A 23354-nucleotide genomic window follows, 5' to 3' on the forward strand; every position below is an offset into this window, starting at 1 on the left:
TACGGTAATTTGTTCCGAAAAAATAAAAGATCCGCAATTTCTGCGGATGCTTATCTTTCTTTATAGATGGCTCTTGATTTGATCAATAAGTGCCCCGTATTGTTCCTCAGTTAAAAGAAGATTTGCCGCTGGGTTCATTTCAAACATTTTTCCCCAGGTGTAGCCATCTTTATATTTCGGTACGATGTGAAAATGTACATGCGGCATTGTATCGCCAAATGCACCGTAGTTAATTTTATCCGGTTGGAACGCTTTTTCAATGGCTGCTGCCACTTGTGCTACATCGCGCATATAAGCGTCTTGCTTCTCTTGCGACAGATGAAAAAACTCCGTTTCGTGCTCGTTTAGCGCGACAATACAGCGCCCCTTATACGTCTGTTCCTTAAACAAATACAAGGTTGATACGCGTAACTGGCCGATTTCGATCATAAGATTGTTCAGTGCTTCGTTTTTACTGCAATAATTGCAAATTGAACTCATGTCTGACACTCCTGTTCGATAGAAATGGAATAATAGGATCAACGATATTATACCAATCATATTTTCCCATGTATATAAAATCCATTTCTTCGATTGACTTGTCTACTGACATCATATTAGTTCATTAAAAAATTGTCGGTACCATTCCGCCATCCATACGGATAGGCGAGCCTTTGAACGCGGAGGCATATGGGCTGCAGATAAATGCGGCTAGCCGACCGATCTCCATAGGTCGTATGAAGCGTTGGATTTCAGATTGCGGCAAGTTCTTCGCCATAAAATCCTTTTCTTTCGCCTCGAAGGTCATCTCTTCATTCGAATACATGCTTTCAATAATCATTTGCACATTCTCGGAAAGTGTTGGCCCGGGCATGATTGTATTTACGGTGACTTCCGATCCTTTGGTCAGTTTAGACAAACTTTTGGATAACGAGAGGAGCATCGATTTAGTCACGGCGTATTGAGGCATCAGTCCCGAAGGCATAATGGCTTCCTCACTCGCGATAAAGAGTACGCGTCCAACATCTATGCTCAACATGGAAGGCAGATAGAACTTCGTCAAACTGTTCGCGACAAGCACGTTCGTGCGGAAGTACTTTTCCCATTCGGCATCATCAATATCATCATAGGACATGATTTCGTAGATACCCATATTATTGACCAGAATATCGACTTGAGGGAACTTCACGAATAAAGCTTCTCTTTGCTGCGCATCTACGAGATCGGCTGTCGCGCTTTTGGGCTGAGTATCAGGAAATTTCGCCTGAATCTCCCTCACGGTAAGTTCAACCTCTTCATTGCTCCTACCATTTATGAGAACATGAACGCCTTCTCTGGCAAGTTCCAAGGCAATCGCCTTACCGATTCCCTTAGTAGAACCCGTCACTAATGCCGTTTTATTTTTTAAACCCATATCCATCTGTCTACACTCCTTATGTTGAGGATACAGATAATGATAGCTGGATTCGACTATTCGGTAACTAGCGAAGAACGCCAATGTTCTTGCGCAAGGCGCCAATTAGCTGGAGTCTCCCCTTCCCACGAGCGGAATGCCCGGTAGAATGAGTTCTGATCCTCGTAGCCGACGAGAAAAGCGATTTCTTTGATCTCCAGTGACGGGTCTGCCAAATAGGAGAGCGCCTGCTCATGCCTGGTTTGCACCAACAACTGCTTAAAGCTTGCTCTTTCTTCCGTCAAGCGCCGCTGCAAGGTGCGATCACTCATTCCCAGCTCTTTGGCAACGGTTTGAATGTCGATACTCCCGCGCGAAAGGCAGCGTGACAGAATCCATTTCACTTTATTGCTGATCTTGCCTCTGCTCTGATGTTCATCCAAATGACGATCCAAGGTAGGCGTTAGAATATCCAGGAGTTCTTCATTATAAGAAATAAACGGACGCTCCAGATCACTAACGTACAGCGTAAGCCGGTTACCAGAAGCACCTACTCGAACCGAGCAGCCAAAAAAATCTTCGAGAACTTTCGAGTTTCCAATATCGTGGACGAGCTCAACAGAATGAGCTTTGAGAGGGCGACCTGTTCCTCGTCGTCCGAGTTCCAGGAGATAAGCTAGTGTAATGCCTACCAGTACAGGTGGTCCAGGCTCAACGGCATGCTGCCAACCCAGTTCAACGACAACATGCTCTCCTTCTTGACGCAAAAACAAGCTTTCTGGCGGGCACATTTGTTTATAACGAGACATTCGCATAAGAGCATCTCGGAAATCTCGGGCATGAAAGGTTGCTAAGGCGGCCGGCGGATATTGCGCTGTCTCGAATGCGATGGCCAATTTGACGATTGCCGTGGCAGTATCGCCAACAAGTTCGGCATAAGCCTGCCAGATCGCATAGTATTGGGCCGTCGTAACGACCGGGTCGTTGATAACAGTCAGGGATAGACGGGCATGACGCGCTACTTCTTGTGGGGATATCCCTAGTAAGCGCAAACTGGACCAGAACCCTGGCGCGAGCTTAACTCGATCGGTTGCTGAAATTTTCATAACGGTTGACCTCCAGGGTGGTATGCATTATGCGGCTTTTCCTCCTATAATAAAATAGGGTTAAAATAATTACCATGACTTCTAATCATCATTATGATGCTGCCAGTGAGTATCTACAAACCCTCGTTTTATAGACCATTCAGCAAGCATTTTCCTCTGACGAATCTCTAAATCCCTGTAAGGGGCTGCTTCAATAGAAATCTTACTAAAACGATCTTGAAAATGCGGTCCTTCGATAAACTTTCTCATCGCTCCCATGTCGCGATCGTTTGCAGCCCAAACAACCCGAGTAATACTGAAAGATAATAGAATTGTGCAACTGCACATCGGGCAAGGTTCGCATGTTGTGTATAAAGTATAACCTTTTTTAAGAAATTTCTTGGTCTCAGCATCAAGCATTTTTGCACCGGCGTTTCTAATGGCATCGACCTCAGCGTGTGCGGTTGTATCTATTTGCGTAAAGACCTTGTTATGTCCCCTGCTAATCATCTTACCGTCGGAATCCACGATAACTGCTCCAATCGGATAGGTACCTGCCTCTTGGGCTTTCTCAGCTTCAATAAATGCCTCCAATAAAAATTTACGATCATCCAGCATGAGCTAGTCTCCTTTTGAAAATATTAACTTGTTAAAAAGACCTTCCCACTGCCGTGTTTAGAAGTTTCAACTACACTGACAGCTTCTTTTACATTTGACAAATCGTAATGCGAACCCTCCACCATGAGTTTTAATTTTTTCTCATCTAATAACGTAAGCAAACAATTGAAGGTATCTTTCCAAGTTTCTATCGATACTTTCTGGTTCCAATGTCGCAAATGAAATAATTTCGTATTCACTTGTGCTTTAGCAATTTCCGCCCAATTTACTTGAATACCGGATAAAAGCCCAATGGTCAAAAACGTTCCCTTGTTATGAACGCACAATGCTAATTCTGTTCCTGAGGTCCCTCCCACAGAATCAATGGCGGCATCTGCACCCTGTCCGTTCGTTAGATCCATTAAGGTCATCTGTAAGGAGACTTCAGAGGTATTAATGACAAAATCGGCGCCAAGTCTAAGTAAATCTTCCGTATATTTATGATTTCTCGTAACCGCTATAAGCCGAAATCCCAGAACCTTTGATAATTGTGCAAAAATTTGCCCGATCGCTGAGCCGCACGCATTGACTACCAATACATCGTCTGGACCTAGTGCAAACACTTCCGTACAAATGACCCACGCTGTAATTGGATTTATATAGAGCTGGGCCGCAGTAAAATCATCTATAGAGTTAGGAATAGGAACGGCAAAGTCAGCGGTTGTTTTAACAAATTCTTGCCACGTCCCTTCTCCCCGTAAAGGTAATACACGCTTACCAATGAGGCTTTGAGAGACGGAGGATCCAACCTCTTCAACGATGCCAACCCCTTCATAACCCGGAATATGAGGTAAAGAAATTCGGTGTGAATAAGAACCTCTAATCGGTATCAAATCAGATGGATTGATCGGTCGTACCAACATTCGCACAAGGACTTCATTATCCTCTGGGGGCTGAATAGTTTTATAAGCGACTTTCAACACGTCTTTAGGGTCGCCAAATTCATTGCATATAATATATTTTGCTTTCAAAGCTATGCTTCTCCTCGGAATAAAAGATCAAATATAAACAAAAAGCCGGCCATTAAGGCCGGTTTCAAGTTCTATCACATTTTACCGAAAGTTTAGATCTTTTTTCAAGCCAAAATGGCTTCAATTTTATTAAGTACATCCGATGAAAGCTCGATACCAGACGCCTTCGCATTTTCCTCTACCTGCGCTGGACGGCTTGCGCCTACGAGCGCACTCGCAACATTAGGCTGTCTCAAAATCCATGCTAGGGCTAGTTGAGCTACAGTAATTCCCAGCTCCTTAGCGATAACATTGAGCTGTCCGACTTTAGCGATTTTCTCCTCTGTGATCCCGTTTCTCATACCTTCCAGTTTAGCTGCACGGCTATCTGCTGGAATTTCGGAGATTGATGTGTACTTCCCACTGAGAAGACCCTGAGCAAGTGGCGAGAAAACGACTTGGCCGATGCCTTTCTGTTCGCCGAGCGGAATCACCTCTTTTTCGATATAGCGGTTGAACATGTTATAGACCGGTTGACTGACGACGATGCGATCAAGCAAGTATTTATCAGCTACTGCCAGTGCTTCCGCCATTTGTGCAGCGGTCCACTCGCTGACTCCAGCATACAAAATTTTGCCTTGTCTCACCATATCATCAATCGTGCGAAGCGTTTCCTCTACAGGTGTTTCAGGATCGAAGCGGTGGCAATAATAAATATCAACATAGTCCGTATTCAGACGCTTAAGACTGGCATGTAACTGTTCGAAAACATGTTTACGGGATAATCCCCGGTCATTGGGCCCCGTCCCCATAGGCCAAAACACTTTCGTTGCAAGTACATAAGAATCGCGGGAGTATCCGCTAAGCGCCTCTCCAACCACTTTCTCAGCTTCTCCGCGTTCATATACGTTTGCTGTATCGAAAAAGTTAATTCCGAGTTCATAGGCATTGTGAATTGAATCTACTGCATTTTTCTTTTCAACGTAACCGCCATATGTAAGCCAACTGCCTAAGCTAATCTCACTAACCTTTAGTCCCGATTTTCCTAATTTCCGGTATTTCATGTGCTCCATTCCCTCCATTTTGATCTGCGAACTTGTCTATCTAATGATAAAACACTAAGGATTCTTTTAAAAGTACTGAAATTTTATTTACATACTTTACGAGAGTATAGTAAGTTAACTCTTTGAATAATGATTGTGTTACACTAAATATGACTAACAAGGCTAGATGAACGATTCAGACCAAGGAGACAATTTACCAAATGAAGAAATGGTTCACCATCTGCATATATCTCGTGCTCATAATTACTGTCTATGTATTCAAGGATGAAATTTTGAAATGGATGCAGCACGGGGACGCACCCCTTCTGCTTATTTTTTTGGCCGCGCTCGGATTTATTATTGTGCCAGTCATTCCCTATAAAATAGTTATCGGCATGCTCGGGTTTATGTACGGTCCCTTGATGGGTGCTTTGATTAGTTGGACTGCTGCTTCAATCGCGTCTGTCATTGTTTTTTGGCTTGCTCGCTACTTATTTCAAAAACAGGGCCGTGCTTACTTGTCCAAATATGAAAAGCTGGAAAAGCTCCAAGCTGCGATTGAAAAAAATCCGTTCCTGACTATTTTATTAGCTCGACTAATCCCCGTTATCCCTCAGGCTGTCGTTAATGTCATTCCTGCCATTACTTCTGTTCCTGTCGTTACATTCGCCGTTGCTTCTGCATTGGGTAAAATACCTGCTATGCTTCTGTTTGCGTTCATTGGCAGCAATCTGTTTGCTGGCACCAGCAAGCTAGTTTTGTCGGTCGGTGTGTATATCCTTTTTTTGGCCTCCGTCTATATCGTTTACCGCGTCTGGCTCAAGAAGCGATGGGTTTAATAAAACTTGGTCTCCATTAAAATCTCCTTTATTTTTCGTCGCTTCTGTACTCCAAAATATCACCTGGCTGACAATCCAAAGTCTTACATATCGCTTCTAACGTTGAAAAACGAACAGCTTTTGCTTTCCCATTTTTCAGAATGGAGAGATTCGCCATCGTAATTCCGACCCTCTCCGCAAGCTCCGTGACACTCATTTTCCGTTTTGCTAACATCACATCAATATTGATGATAATCGCCATGTACATCACCTCAGATCGTTAAATCATTTTCTGATTTTATTTGGATTGCTTCCTGTAAAAGTCTTTGGAGAACAGCGGCAAAAACGGCGATCACGATAGAAGCGAAAATAATGACCCATCCAGTGACGGTGATAAATGGAGGATCCACTCTCCTCGCCATGAGATAGTAAAGCGGCATACCTAGCAGGTACAAGCCACTGATTGTAATGGCGCAGTATTTTATCTTCTTTAGGCCCCTTACGGATAATTCCGAGAACGCTTGGTTCTTATCAATGTTGCTCAAAAGTTTAAAAGCTTGATACAAAGCAATGTAAAAAGGTACCGCTGCCGCGTACATATCGATTAATACGAGAGATTTCATATAAGTGATTTCTGGATATAACCCACCAGCAAAATCCCCGAACTTTGGCACTAAAAATATGCACAAAGCAAGAATTGGAATTCCAATAACAATAACGGCCATCTTCAAAAAAAGTGTTGTTCCCCGTTTCATATAGAGCACCTCGCTAATTTATTAATAAAATGACTTTAACATAATATTTATTGTTTATCAATAAATTAATATCGTTTATTGCTACATTATTATTGTTAATTTAATCAAAAAAACTGCACCCCACTTGTTAGTTGTATCTAACAAATGGGGTGCAGTTCGGTATTAGCTGCGTTTTCTTTGCTCTTTTATTAAGCTAAAGGAGCATCCTCTGCGACCAGATGTTCCTTCCTCATCTCTTCCCAAAACTCAGCAGGTATTTTTTCGTTAAGCGCAACTTTATCTTCAACAATTCTATCTGGTTTACTAGCACCAGGAATAGCAGCTGCAACAGCTGGATTGGCTAACGAAAACTGAAGGGCAGCTGCTTTAATGCTGATTCCATACCGAGTTGCAAGGCTTTTAATTTTTTCGACCTTAGCGATAATCTCAGGTGAAGCTTTTTGATACTCAAAGTGATTGCCACCAGCCAAAATACCTGAGCTATATGGCCCCCCAACGACCACTTCCATTCCCTCTTTCAAAGCATTAGGCATCAAGCGTTGAAGTGCTTTCTCGTGGTCAAGTAACGTATATCTGCCTGCCAATAAACTAATGTCCGGTTTGGCCTCACCTAATTCGAGGGTAATTTCGATCGGTTCAACTCGATTAACACCAAGCCCCCAACCTTTAATTACCCCTTCCTCTTTTAATTTTGTCAAAGCTTTAAAGGCACCTTTTCTAGCCGTCTCAAAATGGATAAGCCATTCATCGCCATAGAAATCCTGTGCAATATCATGAATGTAAACAATATCAAGCCGATCTGTATTTAATCTTTTTAAGCTTTGTTCAATGGAACGCAAAGTCCCATCCGCGGAATAGTCTACGATCATTTTATTTTTGTTCCCGAATTCAAACAGGCCACCTTTTTCACCAAGATCTCGAGTAGTGGGATCTTCAAGTTCGTCAGATATGATTCGGCCAATCTTTGTGCTTAGAACATAGTCATCTCTATTATGATTTGCCAGCATTTTACCTAAACGAGTTTCAGCCAATCCTGCACCATAGAACGGAGCAGTATCAAAATAGCGAATACCTTGTTCCCATGCAGCATCTAATGTTGCCATAACTTCTTCTTCAGGGATATTACGGAACATATTTCCTAATGGAGCCGTACCAAATCCTAATTTATCTTTAAACAACTTACCCATGCTAATAATTCCTCCCGATATATGTGAATGTGTGTATTCTACACTTTGTGCTTGGTGCCTGAGTGCTATTATAGGAGCATTCAATTCTTTTGATAAGTACGCACTTTGGAGTGCTATAGATACTTAAAAGTGCCCTATAGCCTCTCTTTTTTGATTTATTGCAGCAGATTCAATCCCCACTGTACACATCGATTACTTTTTTATTTTCCCTAGTTTTCAACCTATGTATTCAAAAACAAGCCACTTGCAAAGATAGCAAGATAAGTGCAGAAAAAAAAGACTTCAAAGAAGTCTCTGCATAGAAATCAACTGTTTTGCGGTGTTTATGACTCTGTATTTTCACCGCCATTTACATGCAACACTTGCCCTGTAACGTAGGAAGAATCGTCTGAAGCTAAGTATACGTAAGCTGGAGCTAATTCAAACGGTTGACCGGCACGTTTCATTGGCGTTTCAAGACCGAAAGATTTAACCCTCTCACTGGAAAAACCAGACACGATTAGCGGCGTCCATATTGGCCCTGGTGCAACAGCATTAACCCGAATTCCTTTACTAACTAACTGCAAGGCTAGCGAACGTGTAAAAGAAACAACGGCTCCTTTTGTAGAGGAATACTCAACCATTGTTGGTTCACCTTGATAGGCTGTTACTGACGCCGTGCTGACGATCGCACTTCCAGGTTTCAAATAAGGAAGTGCAGCTTTTGCCATATAAAAGTGGGGAAATATATTGGTACGAAAAATGTCATCCAATTTTTCATCTGAAATATCTGTAATTGAATTGGATTCAAACATCGAGCCCTGATTAAGAATCAAAATATCAAGCTTTCCATAGTGCTGAATCGTTTGATGCAGGACATGACTTGAAAAAGCCGGGTTCCGAAGGTCACCTTGTATACACAAACACCGGCGTCCATAGCGCTCCACCATCATGGATGTCGTGTTGGCATCCTGTTCTTCATTCAGATAGACGATTGCGACGTCTGCCCCTTCTTTTGCAAAAGCAATAGCAACAGCACGCCCTATTCCACTATCTCCACCTGTAATAATTGCGACTTTGCCTGCTAATTTACCACTGCCTAGATATGCCGGATTATCGGAAATAGGAATCGGGTTCATGATCGCCTCAATTCCTGGTTGAACATCTTGATGTTGAGGCGGAAATACCACGGGAACAATGTCACATTTCATTTCGTGGCCATAATAAGCGAAAACTGGAATCAACAAAAAAACCTCCCAAGTTATATAGGCTAACACATCCTATTCGATAAAACGTTCCTAGGTGAATAAACAACTATTGGCAAGGAAATTATATACAACTAGGAACTTACAGGGGGGATATCGTCGTGCATATCGAAGCGGATATTATCGCACAGCAAATTGCGCGAGATTTGGGGAATCCACCGGATCTTATTTGCTTGTAGTTGACGATGCAGGACAATTCGACTGTCCATTGCGTGTACATTGCCTCCATCACAATGGCTAATCAAGTCGATGAACTGATCCTCAAACCACTTATTTCTGCGAATCAACAAGGCAATCATGTAACAAACCTTGCATGGTTGATGAGTTCTATTCCAATTGGGCAAAGGCAAGCGCTGGACGATTTCAGTCAAGCGATCCATCAACTGCTTGATGGACATTGCTTGCTCATCCCTTCTACTGATAGCAAGTACCTGAGCTTTGACGTCTCGAAGTCCTCCTACAGAAGTATTGAAGAACCGAGCTCGGAGGTCGCCATTCGCGGGCCTAGGGAAGGATTCGTCGAGGATATTTCGCAGAATGTGCCCTTGATTCGCAAAAGGCTAAAAAGCAAAAATTTGATTTTCGAAAAAATTGTACTCGGCTCCCAGACACAAACTACGATTTACATATCCTATTTGCGTGATGTAGCTTCTCCACAGGTTGTCGATGAATTTCGTCGTCGCATCTCTTCCATACGAACCGACGGAATCATCGAGAGTGCTTATATAGAGGAATGGATTCAGGATAAAACACTCTCTCCCTTCCCACAGCTAATAACAACAGAGCGTCCGGATTCTGTCGTAGCGAAGCTGCTTGAAGGACAGGTTGCCGTACTGACGGATGGTACACCCATGGTGCTGCTAGGGCCGGTCACTTTTTTTCAGTTCTTCACTTCCCCCGAGGACCATTACCAACGAGCGGATATTGCAACACTAATTCGGTGGCTTCGTATGTTTACATTCCTGCTTGCCATCTTCATACCTGCCTTATACGTATCCATTGTCAGTTATCATCAAGAACTTTTGCCAACGTCCCTGCTTATTAATTTATCGGCTCAGCGCGAACAAGTTCCCTTCCCTGCTTTTGTCGAAGCGACAATTATGATGGTAACGTTTGAAATTTTACGTGAAGCAGGCTTACGGATGCCGCGCATCGCCGGCCAAGCGATTTCCATTGTTGGAGCGCTTGTTCTAGGGCAAGCAGCTGTTGAGGCTGGACTTATTTCAGCCGCAATGGTGATCGTCGTTTCTCTAACGGCTATATCCAACTTCATTTCACCGAGTTATAGCTTCGGTATTGCTCAACGTATTGTCCAATTTGCATTTCTTGGACTATCCAGTGTGTTAGGTTTATACGGGTTACTCATAGGCGTATATATCATGCTAGTTCACTTGGCTTCCTTACGTTCTTTCGGAGTCCATTATTTGTCGCCTGTAGCCCCACTGCACCTATCGGCTTGGAAAGATATGATCATTCGAGTCCCGAGATTCCTGATGAATCGACTCCCTCGTTGGTCTCATGACAAGTAGCAGGAAAGGAGTAAATAATGAGGGTCTTCATAGTTTTACTCCTTCTCTATATCTGTACAGGCTGCTGGGACAAAAGGGAAATTAATCAATTAGCCATTGTGAATATAGCTGGCGCGGATAAAGACCCCAAGACAGGTGAACTCACAGCTTACTATCAAGTTATAAACCCTACAGGTATTGCGTCTAAGCAAGGAGGCACTTCGAGTGCGCCAGTCTACACTTTTAAAATCAATGAAATGAATTTCGGCCGTCTTGCAGGACGTACGAGCATGATTATGCCCAGACAATTTTTCACACCGCATATCCAGTGCTACATTGTCTCCGAAAGCTTTGCCAAACAAGGCATATTGGAGTTTATCAATTTCATTGAGCGAGATCCTGATCGGCGAACAAACGTTGATTTTGTTGTCGCTGATTCCCCTCTCGCAGATATTATGTACAGTTATACGGCTCTGGAAAGAGTGCCCGGCAAATATATTCGCTCCGTGATGGACATGCATGCGCGGACATTTCATAAACATTTATTTCCTAGTCGGTTAAGAGACGTGGCTAGGGGTGTTTCCATGAACCAACCAATCATCATTCCGATTCTCCATTATTCCGGAGTACAGTCCTCTTCCAAAACAGAACGATTGGAAAGTATTCAAGCCAGTAAAAACTCTTTGACTTTCACAGACGGAGCTGTATTTCAGCACGCTAAAATGGTAGGTCGCGTAGATGAGAGTACGAAAAGACTGAATTATCTTTTAAACGGCCAACTCAAAGTTACTTCAAACACGCTTGAAGTAAATGGCTCCTCTGTTGTAGTTGAAGCGCAAGATATCCGAGTACATCGGAAATATGAACTGTCTGACTCGCCTCCGCGTCTCGTTATGAACATCAAAGCCGTGCTTAGAGTCGTAGAAAATAATCAAACTGTTCCCATGAGTTTGGAAAATCTCGGTGAAATAGAAGCTGCTTACAATAAAGAATTGAAGGAAAAAATAGACCGGTTTATTAAGTTAACACACGAAAAATCTTGGGATCTTTTAGGAATTCAAGATGAAGGCATCGGCGAGGAACATTGGAAAAACATCAAAATTGATGTGTTGATTCAATCTACCGTTGAAGGAATCGGCAATACAAGTACTACTTATCAATAGCATGGGAGGAAGTCAGTTGGAAAATGCGCGTTTAAGTGGCTGGCAGATGTTTACAGTGACCTACAGCTTAGTAATCGGAACGACTTACATCCTCCTTCCTGGTAAACTAATGGCGGATGCCAAGCAATATGCTTGGTTAATTGTCGTATGGTCAACCTTATATGGGTTGCTATTAGCAGGCGTATGGCTATACTTAGCCAAACATTATCCTGGAAAAGGAATTATCGAAATAGCAAATGAAGTTTTAGGTAAATGGGCAGGCGGAGCTGTTTCCATCTTGTATATCCTTTTCTTTATACAAATGGCTTCTTGGGTGACCCGCAATCTTGGCGATTTTATGCATAGCACCCTCATGCCCCGAACGCCAGTGCCCATGTTCGTTATTTTAACTCTGTTTGCTTGCGCATATGCAGTCGTCAAAGGGATAGAAACGATAGCCATCGTTTGCGAACTGATAACTCCCTACATGGTATTAGCATTTTGGCTGCCTTTCTCTTTCATGCTTCGGGAATGGGATTGGACATATTTCAAAGTGCCGTTTGATTTTCAAATTATGCCGATGATGATCAAAACGAACTATGTATTTGCCTTTCCTTACATGGAAACGGTGGCATTGATGATGCTGTTTCCTTTTGTAGGTCAAAGGCTTAAAACTTCCTACTTATTAGGCATCGGAATTGGCGGATGCATTCTTACTTTATGTATGTTTTTCACGATTGGTATCCTTGGCACTAGCCGCGGTTCTGCGCTCGTCTATCCGATCTTCACGATATTTCGCGAGATGCAATTTTCTCGATTCATTGAACATTTAGAGGCTGTCATTTCCATCAATATATTGCTTCTGGTCTGTCTCAAATTAAGCATTTTATTTTATTGCGCCGTGTTGGGAATCTGCCAACTCTTTAAGGTTGAAAAACGTGCTGCTGTCGCTTATCCGTTAGTCTGGTTTATGTCTGCCTATTCCCTGTTATTTGCCAATATCTTAGAAAATATCGTTTGGATACAAAAATATTTATTCCCCTATTACATGTTATTTGCCATCATCATACCGGTGCTCCTGATTTTCCTCACATGGATACGGAATAAACCCAAACTGCTAAGGAATCAATCTCCAGCGTGATCACACATTAGCATGATACCATAACAAAGGCTGCCAAACATGAATGTCGGCAGCCCTGGGCTAGATTTTATTAAATGCCTATTAGTTGTTCGCGTCTAGGCCCTACTGAAACATACTTTATTGGCACATTGATGGCAGATTCAATGAACGCGACGTATTGTTGAGCAGCGATAGGCAGCTCGTCGAAAGAGCGCGCTTTTGAAATATCGCATTTCCAACCCTTATGCTGCTGCAAGATGGGTTTGGCCTTATCGATCTTGGCGCTTACTGGAAAATCCGCAGTTATCGTCCCATCCTGTAGTTCATATCCAACGCAAACGGGAATCGTATCCAAGTATCCAAGCACATCTAGATTCGTCAACGCGACTTCCGTCGCACCTTGTATCATACAGCCATAACGTGTAGCCACAACATCGAACCAACCAACACGGCGAGGTCGACCCGTCGTTGCACCAAACTCTCCCGCATCGCCTCCTAAACGTCGCAGTTCGTCCGCTTCTATTCCATCCAACTCGGATACAAACGGCCCTGTTCCCACACAGCTTGAATAAGATTTGACAACTGCCATGACCTTCTCAATAGCATAAGGAGGTAAGCCGGCACCAACAGGAGCAAATCCCGCAAGCGTTGAAGATGACGTGGAATAAGGATAAATGCCATGATCTGGATCACGAAGTGCTCCGAGTTGGCCTTCTAATAATATTGACTCACCGTTCACATACGCGTTGTGGAGCATGGTAGTGGTATCGCAAACAAATGGACGGAGTTTCTCGCCTTGCTCTAATAATTCCGCTAGCAAACTCTCAGGTTGAATCGGTTCGCGCCCATACAAATTCTCAAGCAGGACATTTTTTGCCTCTAGTGATTGTTCTAATCGTAAAAGTAGCCTCTGTTTATCGTACAAATCCGAAACTTGAATGCCAAGCTTTGCATATTTATCCATGTAAAAGGGCGCAATTCCCCGTTTGGTCGATCCAAAGCTACGAGCACCTAACCGCTCCTCTTCCAACTCATCTAATAAACGGTGTATTGGAAGTACGATTTGCGCACGGTCCGACACGCATAACCGCGGCTCAGGAACCCCTCTTTCAAGCAACTCTTTCCGCTCTCTAGCGAAAGCATCCACATCTAACGCAACTCCAGGACCAATCACATTCATCACATTTGGATAAAAAACTCCTGAAGGGAGCATATGTAGCGCAAATTTTCCGTAATTGTTAATAATCGTATGCCCCGCGTTGCTTCCGCCTTGATAACGCACAACATAAGACGATTTTGCAGAAAGGACATCCGTCATTTTACCCTTTCCTTCATCTCCCCAATTTGCTCCTACGATAGCCGTAACCGTCAAATTCCTCGCCTCCGTCACTTGTATTGGTCTACTTCAATGATTATAATTGGCGGTAATAACATTAGTAAAATTGATATAAATAATACTCATCATAAACTGAGGTAATGACTATGGAATTCAATATGGAATGGTATCGAGTTTTTTATTGGACGGCTAAATTCGGCAGTTTGACGAAAGCCGCAGAAAGGCTTCACATCACTCAACCAGCGGTTAGTCACACACTAAAGCAACTAGAAGCGAGCCTTGGCGGATTGCTTTTTTTTCGAACTACCAAAGGCGTAACGTTAACAACCGAAGGTGAAGTACTCTTCAAATTCGTAGAGCAAGCGATCCATTTTTTAGAAATTGGCGAGAAAAAAATAGCTGAAATGCAAGAACTTATGTACGGTGAAATTAACATAGGGGCAAGCGACACACTCTGCAAGCATTATCTGCTAAGGCATTTGGAACAATTCCACAAAGAGTTCCCTGACATTAAGATTCGTGTGACCAATCGAACAACACCAGAAACAATCACACTTCTAAAGGAGGGGAAAATTGACTTTGGCATCGTGAACTTACCTACGAGTGACCCGAACATCAACTTCCGTATAAGCTCACCTCAACAGGACTGTCTTGTCGGAAATCACGATTATGCCGCGCTAGCGGAAAAGCCATTCCCTTTGGAGGAGCTTCATCAATACCCTTTGCTGCTCCTTGAACCGGGAGGCAGTACACGAAATTTTCTAGACGAGTTTGCCATATCTCACGGTGTACGTCTGAAGCCGGAATTTGAATTAGGCAGCCTTGATCTTCTTGTACAGTTTGCACAAAGCGGTTTTGGCCTTACTTTTATTGTGCGCAATTATGTAACGGTGGAATTATCATCAGGCAAACTGGTTGAAATACCTCTGACCCCTCCAGTTCCGGAGCGCCACGTTGGAATTGCTACACTTAAGGGCGTGCCGCTTTCAGCAGCTTCAAAACGTCTTCTTGAGTTTTTACCGTAAGTTATTTCGAAATCAATAAAAAAAGCAGGCCGCTATTACGCCTGCTTTTTTTATTATTTCCGCTGAAGTAACAGGCGCCAGCTGTCGGAACGACTCAAAGATCTGGTGTTATTGGCCATATTTACAGCGCTAATAAGCAAGAAGATCGTCACTTCCGATCCACTTGTATTGTTAACCAGTACTTTATTGGGGTTTAAGTCGCCAGCCCCGCCTCTCGCGATAAATACACCAGGAGAGGGTTCAGCCTCAATCTTGATAGCAAAGGCTTCGTTATTAAACAAAAAATTCAGGTTTTTCAAAATGAGCTTTTGGCGATTTTTCACTCGAATCACGATCTGCTGGAGGAGTACCGTTTTTCGGGCTCCCACTGCAATTGGAGCTTTTCCACCTACGATTCCGTTTAGTTGAATCAATATTTTCACCCCCAAGGAACTTGTACTTTAACATATTCAGTAATTTCTCTTAGGGGAGGGCTTTTGACGGAACAACCTAAAAAAACAGTACCCGAGTAGGCCTCCAGAAGTATTCAGGATGATATCATCGACATCAAAATTCCCCATGGAAAAAAAGATCTGTAAAAGTTCCAAGAGTAAGCTCATTCCCAGTGATCGGATAATTACTCCAGTATGCGTAATCGACTTGCTTTTAAACTTAAACAATAACAAAAGAAAGATCCCAAACGGCATGAATGCCAAGATATTTCCAACCAAATTGATGACTTCATGACTTGTCGGACTTAGTACGGTATCGGAAATCGTTTTGAGCGGAATAAAGTTACCAAACTGCATGCGGCTCATACTAAACTCAGGATTTTCTACATTTTTCTGCATTCGATACCAAAGAAAGTCTATATCAATCGATCCGTATTTAAATAAAATGACTCTAAATAAGGTAATCATGTATACAGCAAACAATACTGGCACTACAAGGCGTTTTATTCGTTTCGTGCGATTCATTGTTTTCGTCCCCGCTTCTCCATATCTCTTCTGATAAGGATAAGGGAAACACTTTAATAATTAATAGGTTATTTATAAAATATTCCTTAAATTTTGTACGATTCAATCAAGAAGCTTACCTTTATTCTCAATGAAAAAAAGATTCCGGCGCGGCAAGCTGATCTTTTATTTTTCAGTTCCGCTTCCCTGGTCTTGTCATCACCCTCACGAAGTGATATTCTATAAACGACCAATCATCCTACGTTTAAGAGGAGCGGACGTTATGTTGAATAAAACTAACCGCCTGTCACTTGCCGAGCAGGCATCCATGCAAATTGAACAATTAATTGAAAGTGGTGTGTGGCAGGTTGGGATGAAGATTCCTACTGAGCCTGAGCTCATGGAAGAGCTGCAGGTCAGTCGCAATACGTTGAGAGAAGCTATGCGCGCTTTAACTCATGCAGGATTATTAAAGACAAGGCAAGGTGATGGAACTTACGTATCCTCATCAAGCGCTCTTGGCCCTGTTTTAAAGAAACGGATTCAAAGGAGTGATATATTGCAGACGCTAGAGGTTCGCCATGCGCTAGAGCGTGAAGCGGCCATTTTAGCTGCAACGCGGCGAACAGAACAAGATCTGGAGGAAATTCAGCAGCACATAGAGTCTTGCAAGCTTGCTGTACATAGCCGCGACCACGCAGCTTATGCCATAGCAGACATTGCATTCCACCGCTCGATCATCGCAGCTTCTCATAACCCCTTACTTATGGAACTTTATAACCATATGACCGAAGGCGTTCGCGAAACCATTTCGGATGTTATGGAATTAAGCTCTCACAGTTATTATTTGCAAAATCATGAGATGCTTTTACTTGCTATCCAACAAAATGACAGTTCACAAGCTGCGGAAACCGTACGAATCTACATCGAACATTCCAAAGAACATTTTCAACAACAGAGAGGTTAAAACAAAATGAACCACTTACAAGCATCAACTCAAATAAAGAACTCTACAAACTTGACACTAGGATGGTTAGTTGTCCTTGGCATTATTCTGGTTGCTGCCAATCAGCGGGCGCCAATTACTTCGGTTGGTCCTCTAATCAGCTATATTCGGGAATCAACGGGAATTTCAAATACGGTTGCAGGTATGCTAACGACGGTCCCTTTACTCGCATTTGCTTTCATGTCGCCATTCGCTCCCAAACTCGCAAGGCGTTATGGCATGGAGCGTGTCGTTTTTAGTGCATTGGTCGTCCTGTTCCTCGGAACGGTATGCCGCTCACTTCACGGCGCCGGAACCTTATTTGCAGGAACAATCTTGATTGGACTTGCCATTTCCGTCTGCAATGTGCTTATACCCAGTCTCGTAAAAAGGGATTTCTCCCATCAAGTTGGGTTAATGACAGGCGTTTACTCCGTTTCTATGAATCTGTGCGGAGCACTGGCATCCGGAATCAGCATTCCCCTCGCGCGTGATGCGGGCTTTGGCTGGCAAGGTGCTTTAATTTGTTGGTGCATGTTGACGATCCTGGCCATGATTAGCTGGTTCCCCCGCCTGCGCAACACAAAACCAGCGACTGCTGAAGTTTCTACTGTTGTCAATGATAAAAAGTCGAGCTTGTGGCATTCTAAACTTGCATGGCAAGTAACAGCATTCATGGGTTTGCAATCAATCATTTTTTACATGTTAGCTGCTTGGCTTCCGGAAATATTAGTCAGCCGAGGAATGTCGGAAAGTGCAGGCGGTTGGATGCTCTCACTACTTCAATTTTCCATGCTACCGTTCACGCTCCTTGTACCAATCATCGCAGGCCGCATGCGCAACCAAAGACCACTGGTCCTATTAACGGCTGTACTTTATCTGCTTGGTATAGGTGGCTTATTTATGAATACCAATGCACTAGTACCTCTGTGTGCGGTCATTATTGGCATTGCCGGTGCATTTTCATTTACCTTAGCTATGATTTTCTTCAGTCTACGAACTCGCACTGTTCAAGAAGCAGCGGAATTGTCCGGTATGGCTCAAACCGTTGGTTATATCATGGCCGCCATTGGCCCAATGTTGTTCGGTTTGCTCCATGACATGTCCGGGACTTGGAATCTACCATTAACGTTACTAATAGTCGCCAGCTTTTTAATATTTGTATTTGGTATGGGGGCAGCCCGCAACCGCTTTGTGAATTCACAGGAGTCTGAACAGGTACAAGTTTAAACAAAACAAAATGGCAGCCGATTAAACGATCAGCTGCCATTTCCATATCCAAGAGCTTTTTCCTCAAGCCACTATCAAAAAACAAGAGATTTTTCAATATATGCCTTCCCTTCGTTCCGAAAACATGACCTAAACGAATGGTCCTTGCGAATTTCTTGTGCGAATGGCTTCTTCCGTTCGTGGGACAAGAAACTCTACCGACATCTCCGCGGCGGCTTGCACTTCCTCGATAAAAGGACGGAAACTCTTATTGTATTCCTCGAAGGCAAGTTCATAATTTCCATGACACTTTTGAAAAGCTTCGGCCAAAGCGCCCGCCCCATCTATTGCCAGTGATCCACCCATGCCAGCAGCCGGAGAAGCGCAGAAACCAGCATCACCAACTAGCGCTATCCTGCCTTTTGTCCATGATGGCATTTTCATTTGGCACAGCTTGTCAAAGTAAAAAGTTTTTGAGTTCTTCACTTCTTCCAGCAATTCAGGTGTTCGCCAGCCTAATCCAGAAAACTGATCCAAAATGATATTCCGCTGCTGTTCTTCATTTCTGTAGTCGTAAGGGATTTCTTTATCTGAAGAAAAACAGAGAACAATATCGGTTTTATTGTTGTAGGTGTTCAGCATGATCGCCTTGCCCGGCTCGTTGTAAATCTGAGTCGTATTCTCACGGATCAACAAGCTATTCACGATCGTAATTGAGAAATAAGTTTTAAGGAAATGCGAAAATTCAGCCTCTTCGCCGAAGCACAATTTTCTAACGATCGAATGAATACCATCGCAGCCGAATATCAGGTCAAACGAACGGTTTTGGCCGGATTTGAAAGCAACGTTGACCGCACCATTTTCTTCTTTCAACGACACAATACTATCGCTGAAAATAAACTCGACATCCTCTTTTACAGCCTCGAACATGATATTCAGCAAAACATCTCGCTCAATTTCATATTCATCTTCTGCATGCTCCTCACGTAACTCCTTTCTTTCAGTGACATCATCTGAATTTTTAAATTCCATCAATTCCATGTTTATATTATTCAACTTGATTTGTTCGAGCAGCCCCATACGTTTTACAATATCGACGGTATTTTTGCCGATATTTACTGGCGTACCGCCTTTTTTAAGACCTTTAGAAATCTCAACAACGGTGACCTTATAACCCATTTTATTCATCCAATAGGCTGTGGAGAGGCCTGCGAAACTAGCTCCACTAACTAAGATCGTTTTTTCCATCATAGTTCCTCCTGTAATCCTCAATATGATTAATGACTTTTGTATAGAATAAAATAGCTTTATAAACTGAATATATACAACTATTCCAGAGCCAGCGTTGATAGTCAGGAGGAAAAAAAGGCAACCAATCCACTTGAACTGGCTGCCTTTTCATGTATATTAAATAACTCATGTTACCTCTCTCTGATTTTACAATTATTGGATTGTGAAATTTTATATAATATTGCTAGTTATTAGCCTCCATTTCTGCCATCATAATTTGGTTTCCTGAATAAGCATCAAAGTCTACAATCATTTTATTTCCTAATGGATAAATCGCTTCAACCACCCATACTGTATGTTTTTCTTTTTGGTTATTGATATCATATTCTTTTTTTTCAACCAACGTCGCACTCCATTTAGCTTTATCAGCAAAATCTAAATCCAACTTTTTTCCTAAATCTAACGCCTGTTCTTTGCTCATCATTTTCGTATTCGACATAACATAAATTTGATTCGAATTAACAATCTCAATAATTGTATTAGCCAAATCAGTCATTAATTTATCATCCTCATTACTTGTGCAATCTGACCAGTTATATTCACGAACCGCATTATTAATTTTAACTTTTAAATAGAAGTCTGGCTTTTCCGTGCATGTTGCAAATTTCTTTTCACTTAAGAAATTGGATAATACCATTTTTTTATAGATTTTTTGCCGTTCTTCATTACTCAGCTGAAAATCATTCACTGATATAATCTGCCCGCTTTTTAGGTTTTTCACAAATTTCATATCTATTGTATTAATCTCATTTGCTTGATTATCTCCATATTTAAGTTGGAATTGGAAAAGATCTTGCTTTGATACGTCATATGAAATGTATAAAACATCGATGTTTTTCACATCACTCGAACAACCAATTAAAGTATATTTCATTTCTGTATTCGTTTCCGTTTTTTCAAAGTTTTCACAGGAATATGTTGTTACTTTGCCTGCTCCAAATTTATCTTGAGTAGTATCATATTGAAGCTCGAATTTACCATCGCTGTACTTGATGTTCTGATAAATAGGGTCGCCTTCAATCGTATAATGAGAAATACGAATAGAGACGTTTTCTTTTTCATTAACTTTTTTTACAAAGTCGTCCATTTTGAAAAGGTTAGAAACACTTCCGTGAATATCAATCACATCAGCATTATTTTTTAATGTTCCTTTTGACTGGTCAAAGCCATTAATATTTGAACAACCTGACAATATGCTCATAGCAAAGGCAAATATGATTAACTTTTTGATCAATTTAATACCTCCCATAAACGTATACATTATTGACGAGTCAAACTTACATTTTGTTCCAGATATATAGAAGGGAAAATGGCTTTTTCTGCTCACAAGCATAAAAAAGCAACCAATCGTCATGATCGGATGCCGCGGTGTCTTTCAACTATCGGTTTTTTACGAAATTGAGCCACTAGCAAGACAACTATTGCTTGGATAATGCACTGGGAAGCAGCTCACTTAAGTTTTTTAAACCGGCCATCCCAAGATTCAAATCAAAATCGGCTACTAAATTTTCAGTAAGTTGTCGTACTCCAGTTTCCCCAGCAATAGTCAGTCCATAGAGATATGGACGTCCGATAAATACCATTTTTGCCCCTAAGGCCAGAGCTTTGAAGATATCCGCCCCGCAGCGAATACCACTGTCGAACATAACAGGAACGCGTGCTCCAATAATGTCCACAATGGAAGGTAATGCATCTAATGCCGAGATGGCTCCGTCCAAATGTCGACCACCATGGTTGGATACGATAATTCCGTCTGCCCCGTAATTTATTAACATTTTTGCGTCTTCCGAATGGAGAACCCCTTTAACTATTATTGGAAGTTTCGTGATAGAGCGTAGATAACGGATATCCTCAGCAGATATATGGGGTTTGCTTGTCAAATAACGCATTGTTTGAGGTGTCAGTGAAAGGCCATACTTTTGCTTCACGACCGGGTCTGAGATAAAGTTGCCAACCCCGTATTGGAACATAAATGGAGAAACGCACAACGATAAATTCTGCGCTCTCCACCCTTCCTCCGGCCGGTCAAGAGTTGGAACAATGGCGGTAAAACCAGCTCTTTCCGCGCGTAGTACTAAACTTTTTAATACGTCACGATCTTGCCCGAAAAACAAGTGGAACCAACTGGCTGGATGAGCGACGGCAACTTGTTCCAAGGAATACGTAGAAACCATGCTTTGAATAAAAGGAATACCCAAAATCGCGGCCGCCCTTGCAGATGCCACTTCCCCCAGCTGGTGAAACATCGCTTGCCTTCCGATAGGAGCAAAACCAATAGGGAAAGGAAAAATCTTCCCAAAAAGCTTTACCGAAAGGTCTCGATTGGCTACGTCCCTTAATACCCTTGGAACAATTCGCCAACGTTGAAACGATTCCTGGTTTGCCCGAATTGTTGTCCCCTCACCGGCGCCACTTGCTGCATATGAAAAAGACCGCGGATCAAGAAGCCTGCGCGCTTCCTCTTCCCATTGCTCAAACGTAATAAGCATCCGCCGTGTTTGATTACATTCTTGAATGCGTGCCGATTGAATGTAGGTTCCAAAATTCATGCAATCCCCTCCTCCTTCCTACTATATGATGTAACGACAACGGGTATCCGATATTGGTGAGTTGAAGGGATACTACTTGTTTCAAAGTAGAAGTCGCACAAGGAACAATTTGGATGGAGATCAATGGAGTGGAACCATACGTGTTTGTTTAATTCAATTGCTGGATGTTATCATATATAACTCCCGTTACTACAACAAAAAAGGAACAGTTACCTGCCGAGGCAATCTGCTTCATATTTGAATCAATAATTAATGTATTAACTTTTATAGTTACTATCCTTCTTCATGCCTCTATAAAGACTTATTGGCAGCACGATTATTAAGAAAATTAATGTCGGGATCATTAACCATAATATTGCGCCTCCTTCAGTTAATAAGCTAAACCAAAATCCGAAGTAAACATTTACAATAAATAATGGATAATTTAAGCTCCTCAAAAAAGTGGTCTTTCGTATGATAATTGTAAAAAACAGAATATAAGTAATTAAGATAGGGACACACAAAAGGATATACTTAATAGCTTCTTCTTTATTCGGTATTTCGTTTTCATTAAAAAAACCATTTTTATCTGCATATGGCACAATAAAAAAGAACAAGTATAATGCCACCAAGAAAGATACACATAATACAAGAAAATTTAATTTATGGTTTAATACAATCGACTTAATTCTACTAGTTGAAAAGATAACGGAACCCCCCAGTGCTCCTAAGAGCAATCTCTAAAAAAATTTAAAACATTAGCTATTTATTAGAGTGTTCTGCTGGTGAAAAAAAGACAAAAGTAGTTAGGTCCTCTGTTATATCATAGAATCTATGCTCTTTGTTTGCTTCTACGAATAGGACGTCCCCTTTACTAATTTCACTATGTGTATCTCCATTCTGAAACGAAGATTTCCCTTCAATTACCAAATATATCTCATCTTCTGTATGAGGCTTTTGGTTATCTTTTTCGCCTTTATTCAGTTTATAAAGCCCTACACTCATCGAGGGTACATTCAGAAATTCATAATATGAAGTATTTTCTAAATTTTTTAGCTGGTTTAGATGATTATTCAATTCAACTAAGTTAAAATTCAAAGCATAAGCTCCTCTCGCTCCCAAATATTTCATGTTTGCCTTATTTCTAATCTAATCATTTTGTAAT

The 23354-nt window shown here is 42.0% G+C and carries 24 protein-coding genes; 7 read left to right on the plus strand and 17 right to left on the minus strand.

Annotated features, from left to right (window positions below; translation table 11 throughout):
- Positions 1–60 precede the first annotated feature (60 nt).
- The 6 genes from ACKTT9_RS20565 to ACKTT9_RS20590 form a co-directional block, all read right to left on the minus strand.
- Complete coding sequence (locus ACKTT9_RS20565; protein WP_407867376.1) at positions 61–480, minus strand: HIT family protein; 420 nt, start codon at positions 478–480, stop codon at positions 61–63.
- A 124-nt stretch (positions 481–604) separates the two neighbouring features.
- Positions 605–1399, minus strand: a complete 795-nt coding sequence (locus ACKTT9_RS20570; protein WP_407867377.1) for an SDR family NAD(P)-dependent oxidoreductase — start codon at positions 1397–1399, stop codon at positions 605–607.
- 50 nt (positions 1400–1449) lie between these two features.
- Positions 1450–2478: an AraC family transcriptional regulator ligand-binding domain-containing protein gene (locus tag ACKTT9_RS20575; protein WP_407867378.1), complete on the minus strand. Its 1029-nt coding sequence runs from the start codon at positions 2476–2478 to the stop codon at positions 1450–1452.
- A gap of 81 nt (positions 2479–2559) precedes the next feature.
- On the minus strand, positions 2560–3075 hold the full coding sequence (locus tag ACKTT9_RS20580; protein ID WP_407867379.1) for a nucleoside deaminase: 516 nt from the start codon (positions 3073–3075) through the stop codon (positions 2560–2562).
- Between the two features lie 23 nt (positions 3076–3098).
- Positions 3099–4085: a zinc-dependent alcohol dehydrogenase family protein gene (locus tag ACKTT9_RS20585; protein WP_407867380.1), complete on the minus strand. Its 987-nt coding sequence runs from the start codon at positions 4083–4085 to the stop codon at positions 3099–3101.
- 104 nt (positions 4086–4189) lie between these two features.
- On the minus strand, positions 4190–5128 hold the full coding sequence (locus ACKTT9_RS20590) for an aldo/keto reductase family protein (protein WP_407867381.1): 939 nt from the start codon (positions 5126–5128) through the stop codon (positions 4190–4192).
- A 200-nt stretch (positions 5129–5328) separates the two neighbouring features.
- Here ACKTT9_RS20590 and ACKTT9_RS20595 point away from each other — a divergent pair, with 200 nt between their 5' ends.
- Positions 5329–5946 (plus strand): TVP38/TMEM64 family protein, encoded by a 618-nt coding sequence (locus ACKTT9_RS20595; RefSeq protein ID WP_407867382.1) that lies wholly within the window; start codon positions 5329–5331, stop codon positions 5944–5946.
- Positions 5947–5974: 28 nt separating this feature from the next.
- Here the strand turns inward: ACKTT9_RS20595 and ACKTT9_RS20600 are convergent, their stop codons facing one another.
- The 4 genes from ACKTT9_RS20600 to ACKTT9_RS20615 form a co-directional block, all read right to left on the minus strand.
- Complete coding sequence (locus tag ACKTT9_RS20600; RefSeq protein ID WP_407867383.1) at positions 5975–6187, minus strand: helix-turn-helix domain-containing protein; 213 nt, start codon at positions 6185–6187, stop codon at positions 5975–5977.
- A 10-nt stretch (positions 6188–6197) separates the two neighbouring features.
- Positions 6198–6680: a DUF2975 domain-containing protein gene (locus ACKTT9_RS20605; protein ID WP_407867384.1), complete on the minus strand. Its 483-nt coding sequence runs from the start codon at positions 6678–6680 to the stop codon at positions 6198–6200.
- Positions 6681–6868: 188 nt separating this feature from the next.
- Positions 6869–7867 (minus strand): aldo/keto reductase, encoded by a 999-nt coding sequence (locus tag ACKTT9_RS20610; RefSeq protein ID WP_407867385.1) that lies wholly within the window; start codon positions 7865–7867, stop codon positions 6869–6871.
- 323 nt (positions 7868–8190) lie between these two features.
- A complete protein-coding gene (locus ACKTT9_RS20615; protein WP_407867386.1) occupies positions 8191–9090 on the minus strand; it encodes an SDR family oxidoreductase in 900 nt (299 codons plus the stop codon).
- A 206-nt stretch (positions 9091–9296) separates the two neighbouring features.
- Here ACKTT9_RS20615 and ACKTT9_RS20620 point away from each other — a divergent pair, with 206 nt between their 5' ends.
- Genes ACKTT9_RS20620 through ACKTT9_RS20630 form a run of 3 tightly spaced genes read left to right on the plus strand, consistent with a single transcriptional unit; the run spans position 9297 to position 12902 of the window.
- The gene (locus ACKTT9_RS20620) at positions 9297–10640 is read left to right on the plus strand and encodes a spore germination protein (protein ID WP_407867387.1); all 1344 of its coding nucleotides are present in this window, start codon (positions 9297–9299) and stop codon (positions 10638–10640) included.
- Between the two features lie 17 nt (positions 10641–10657).
- Positions 10658–11782 carry a Ger(x)C family spore germination protein gene (locus ACKTT9_RS20625; RefSeq protein WP_407867388.1) on the plus strand — a complete coding sequence of 375 codons (1125 nt, stop codon included), beginning with the start codon at positions 10658–10660 and terminating at the stop codon, positions 11780–11782.
- 16 nt (positions 11783–11798) lie between these two features.
- The gene (locus tag ACKTT9_RS20630) at positions 11799–12902 is read left to right on the plus strand and encodes an endospore germination permease (RefSeq protein ID WP_407867389.1); all 1104 of its coding nucleotides are present in this window, start codon (positions 11799–11801) and stop codon (positions 12900–12902) included.
- Positions 12903–12972: 70 nt separating this feature from the next.
- Here the strand turns inward: ACKTT9_RS20630 and ACKTT9_RS20635 are convergent, their stop codons facing one another.
- Positions 12973–14253 (minus strand): adenylosuccinate synthase, encoded by a 1281-nt coding sequence (locus tag ACKTT9_RS20635; RefSeq protein WP_407867390.1) that lies wholly within the window; start codon positions 14251–14253, stop codon positions 12973–12975.
- A gap of 110 nt (positions 14254–14363) precedes the next feature.
- On the opposite strand from ACKTT9_RS20635, the gene ACKTT9_RS20640 reads away from it, so the two are divergent.
- Positions 14364–15242, plus strand: coding sequence for a LysR family transcriptional regulator (locus ACKTT9_RS20640; protein WP_407867391.1), 879 nt, complete (start codon positions 14364–14366; stop codon positions 15240–15242).
- Positions 15243–15295: 53 nt separating this feature from the next.
- Here ACKTT9_RS20640 and ACKTT9_RS20645 read toward each other — a convergent pair whose 3' ends face one another.
- A complete protein-coding gene (locus tag ACKTT9_RS20645) occupies positions 15296–15655 on the minus strand; it encodes a hypothetical protein (protein WP_157320470.1) in 360 nt (119 codons plus the stop codon).
- A 36-nt stretch (positions 15656–15691) separates the two neighbouring features.
- Positions 15692–16198: a VanZ family protein gene (locus ACKTT9_RS20650; RefSeq protein ID WP_407867392.1), complete on the minus strand. Its 507-nt coding sequence runs from the start codon at positions 16196–16198 to the stop codon at positions 15692–15694.
- A gap of 262 nt (positions 16199–16460) precedes the next feature.
- Between ACKTT9_RS20650 and ACKTT9_RS20655 the strand changes: the two genes are divergently transcribed.
- Together ACKTT9_RS20655 and ACKTT9_RS20660 are read left to right on the plus strand one after the other, a co-directional pair.
- Positions 16461–17144, plus strand: a complete 684-nt coding sequence (locus ACKTT9_RS20655) for a FadR/GntR family transcriptional regulator (protein WP_407867393.1) — start codon at positions 16461–16463, stop codon at positions 17142–17144.
- Between the two features lie 6 nt (positions 17145–17150).
- Complete coding sequence (locus ACKTT9_RS20660; RefSeq protein WP_407867394.1) at positions 17151–18392, plus strand: CynX/NimT family MFS transporter; 1242 nt, start codon at positions 17151–17153, stop codon at positions 18390–18392.
- A 129-nt stretch (positions 18393–18521) separates the two neighbouring features.
- On the opposite strand, the gene ACKTT9_RS20665 is transcribed toward ACKTT9_RS20660, so the two are convergent.
- From ACKTT9_RS20665 to ACKTT9_RS20680, 4 genes are all read right to left on the minus strand, one after another.
- A complete protein-coding gene (locus tag ACKTT9_RS20665; RefSeq protein WP_407867395.1) occupies positions 18522–19622 on the minus strand; it encodes an FAD-dependent monooxygenase in 1101 nt (366 codons plus the stop codon).
- 223 nt (positions 19623–19845) lie between these two features.
- Positions 19846–20895: a DUF4362 domain-containing protein gene (locus ACKTT9_RS20670; protein ID WP_407867396.1), complete on the minus strand. Its 1050-nt coding sequence runs from the start codon at positions 20893–20895 to the stop codon at positions 19846–19848.
- A 184-nt stretch (positions 20896–21079) separates the two neighbouring features.
- Entirely contained in the window at positions 21080–22210 is a 1131-nt protein-coding gene (locus ACKTT9_RS20675) for an alpha-hydroxy-acid oxidizing protein (protein WP_407867397.1), read from the minus strand.
- Positions 22211–22951: 741 nt separating this feature from the next.
- Positions 22952–23287 (minus strand): cupin domain-containing protein, encoded by a 336-nt coding sequence (locus ACKTT9_RS20680; RefSeq protein WP_407867398.1) that lies wholly within the window; start codon positions 23285–23287, stop codon positions 22952–22954.
- Between the last annotated feature and the right edge of the window lie 67 nt (positions 23288–23354).

The sequence above is a fragment of the Paenibacillus sp. P36 genome (assembly GCF_045866505.1).
In the GTDB taxonomy this organism is placed as follows: Bacteria; Bacillota; Bacilli; order Paenibacillales; family NBRC-103111; genus Paenibacillus_E; species Paenibacillus_E chondroitinus.

Bases quoted from the DNA above. Each gene is read 5' to 3' on its own strand.
- ACKTT9_RS20600 (WP_407867383.1), bottom strand. From the start codon at position 6,187: ATGGCGATTATCATCAATATTGATGTGATGTTAGCAAAACGGAAAATG.
- ACKTT9_RS20565 (WP_407867376.1), bottom strand. From the start codon at position 480: ATGAGTTCAATTTGCAATTATTGCAGTAAAAACGAAGCACTGAACAAT.
- ACKTT9_RS20570 (WP_407867377.1), bottom strand. From the start codon at position 1,399: ATGGATATGGGTTTAAAAAATAAAACGGCATTAGTGACGGGTTCTACT.
- ACKTT9_RS20640 (WP_407867391.1), top strand. From the start codon at position 14,364: ATGGAATTCAATATGGAATGGTATCGAGTTTTTTATTGGACGGCTAAA.
- ACKTT9_RS20610 (WP_407867385.1), bottom strand. From the start codon at position 7,867: ATGGGTAAGTTGTTTAAAGATAAATTAGGATTTGGTACGGCTCCATTA.
- ACKTT9_RS20605 (WP_407867384.1), bottom strand. From the start codon at position 6,680: ATGAAACGGGGAACAACACTTTTTTTGAAGATGGCCGTTATTGTTATT.
- ACKTT9_RS20675 (WP_407867397.1), bottom strand. From the start codon at position 22,210: ATGAATTTTGGAACCTACATTCAATCGGCACGCATTCAAGAATGTAAT.
- ACKTT9_RS20655 (WP_407867393.1), top strand. From the start codon at position 16,461: ATGTTGAATAAAACTAACCGCCTGTCACTTGCCGAGCAGGCATCCATG.
- ACKTT9_RS20595 (WP_407867382.1), top strand. From the start codon at position 5,329: ATGAAGAAATGGTTCACCATCTGCATATATCTCGTGCTCATAATTACT.
- ACKTT9_RS20625 (WP_407867388.1), top strand. From the start codon at position 10,658: ATGAGGGTCTTCATAGTTTTACTCCTTCTCTATATCTGTACAGGCTGC.
- ACKTT9_RS20650 (WP_407867392.1), bottom strand. From the start codon at position 16,198: ATGAATCGCACGAAACGAATAAAACGCCTTGTAGTGCCAGTATTGTTT.
- ACKTT9_RS20665 (WP_407867395.1), bottom strand. From the start codon at position 19,622: ATGATGGAAAAAACGATCTTAGTTAGTGGAGCTAGTTTCGCAGGCCTC.
- ACKTT9_RS20575 (WP_407867378.1), bottom strand. From the start codon at position 2,478: ATGAAAATTTCAGCAACCGATCGAGTTAAGCTCGCGCCAGGGTTCTGG.
- ACKTT9_RS20590 (WP_407867381.1), bottom strand. From the start codon at position 5,128: ATGAAATACCGGAAATTAGGAAAATCGGGACTAAAGGTTAGTGAGATT.
- ACKTT9_RS20620 (WP_407867387.1), top strand. From the start codon at position 9,297: ATGCAGGACAATTCGACTGTCCATTGCGTGTACATTGCCTCCATCACA.
- ACKTT9_RS20580 (WP_407867379.1), bottom strand. From the start codon at position 3,075: ATGCTGGATGATCGTAAATTTTTATTGGAGGCATTTATTGAAGCTGAG.
- ACKTT9_RS20660 (WP_407867394.1), top strand. From the start codon at position 17,151: ATGAACCACTTACAAGCATCAACTCAAATAAAGAACTCTACAAACTTG.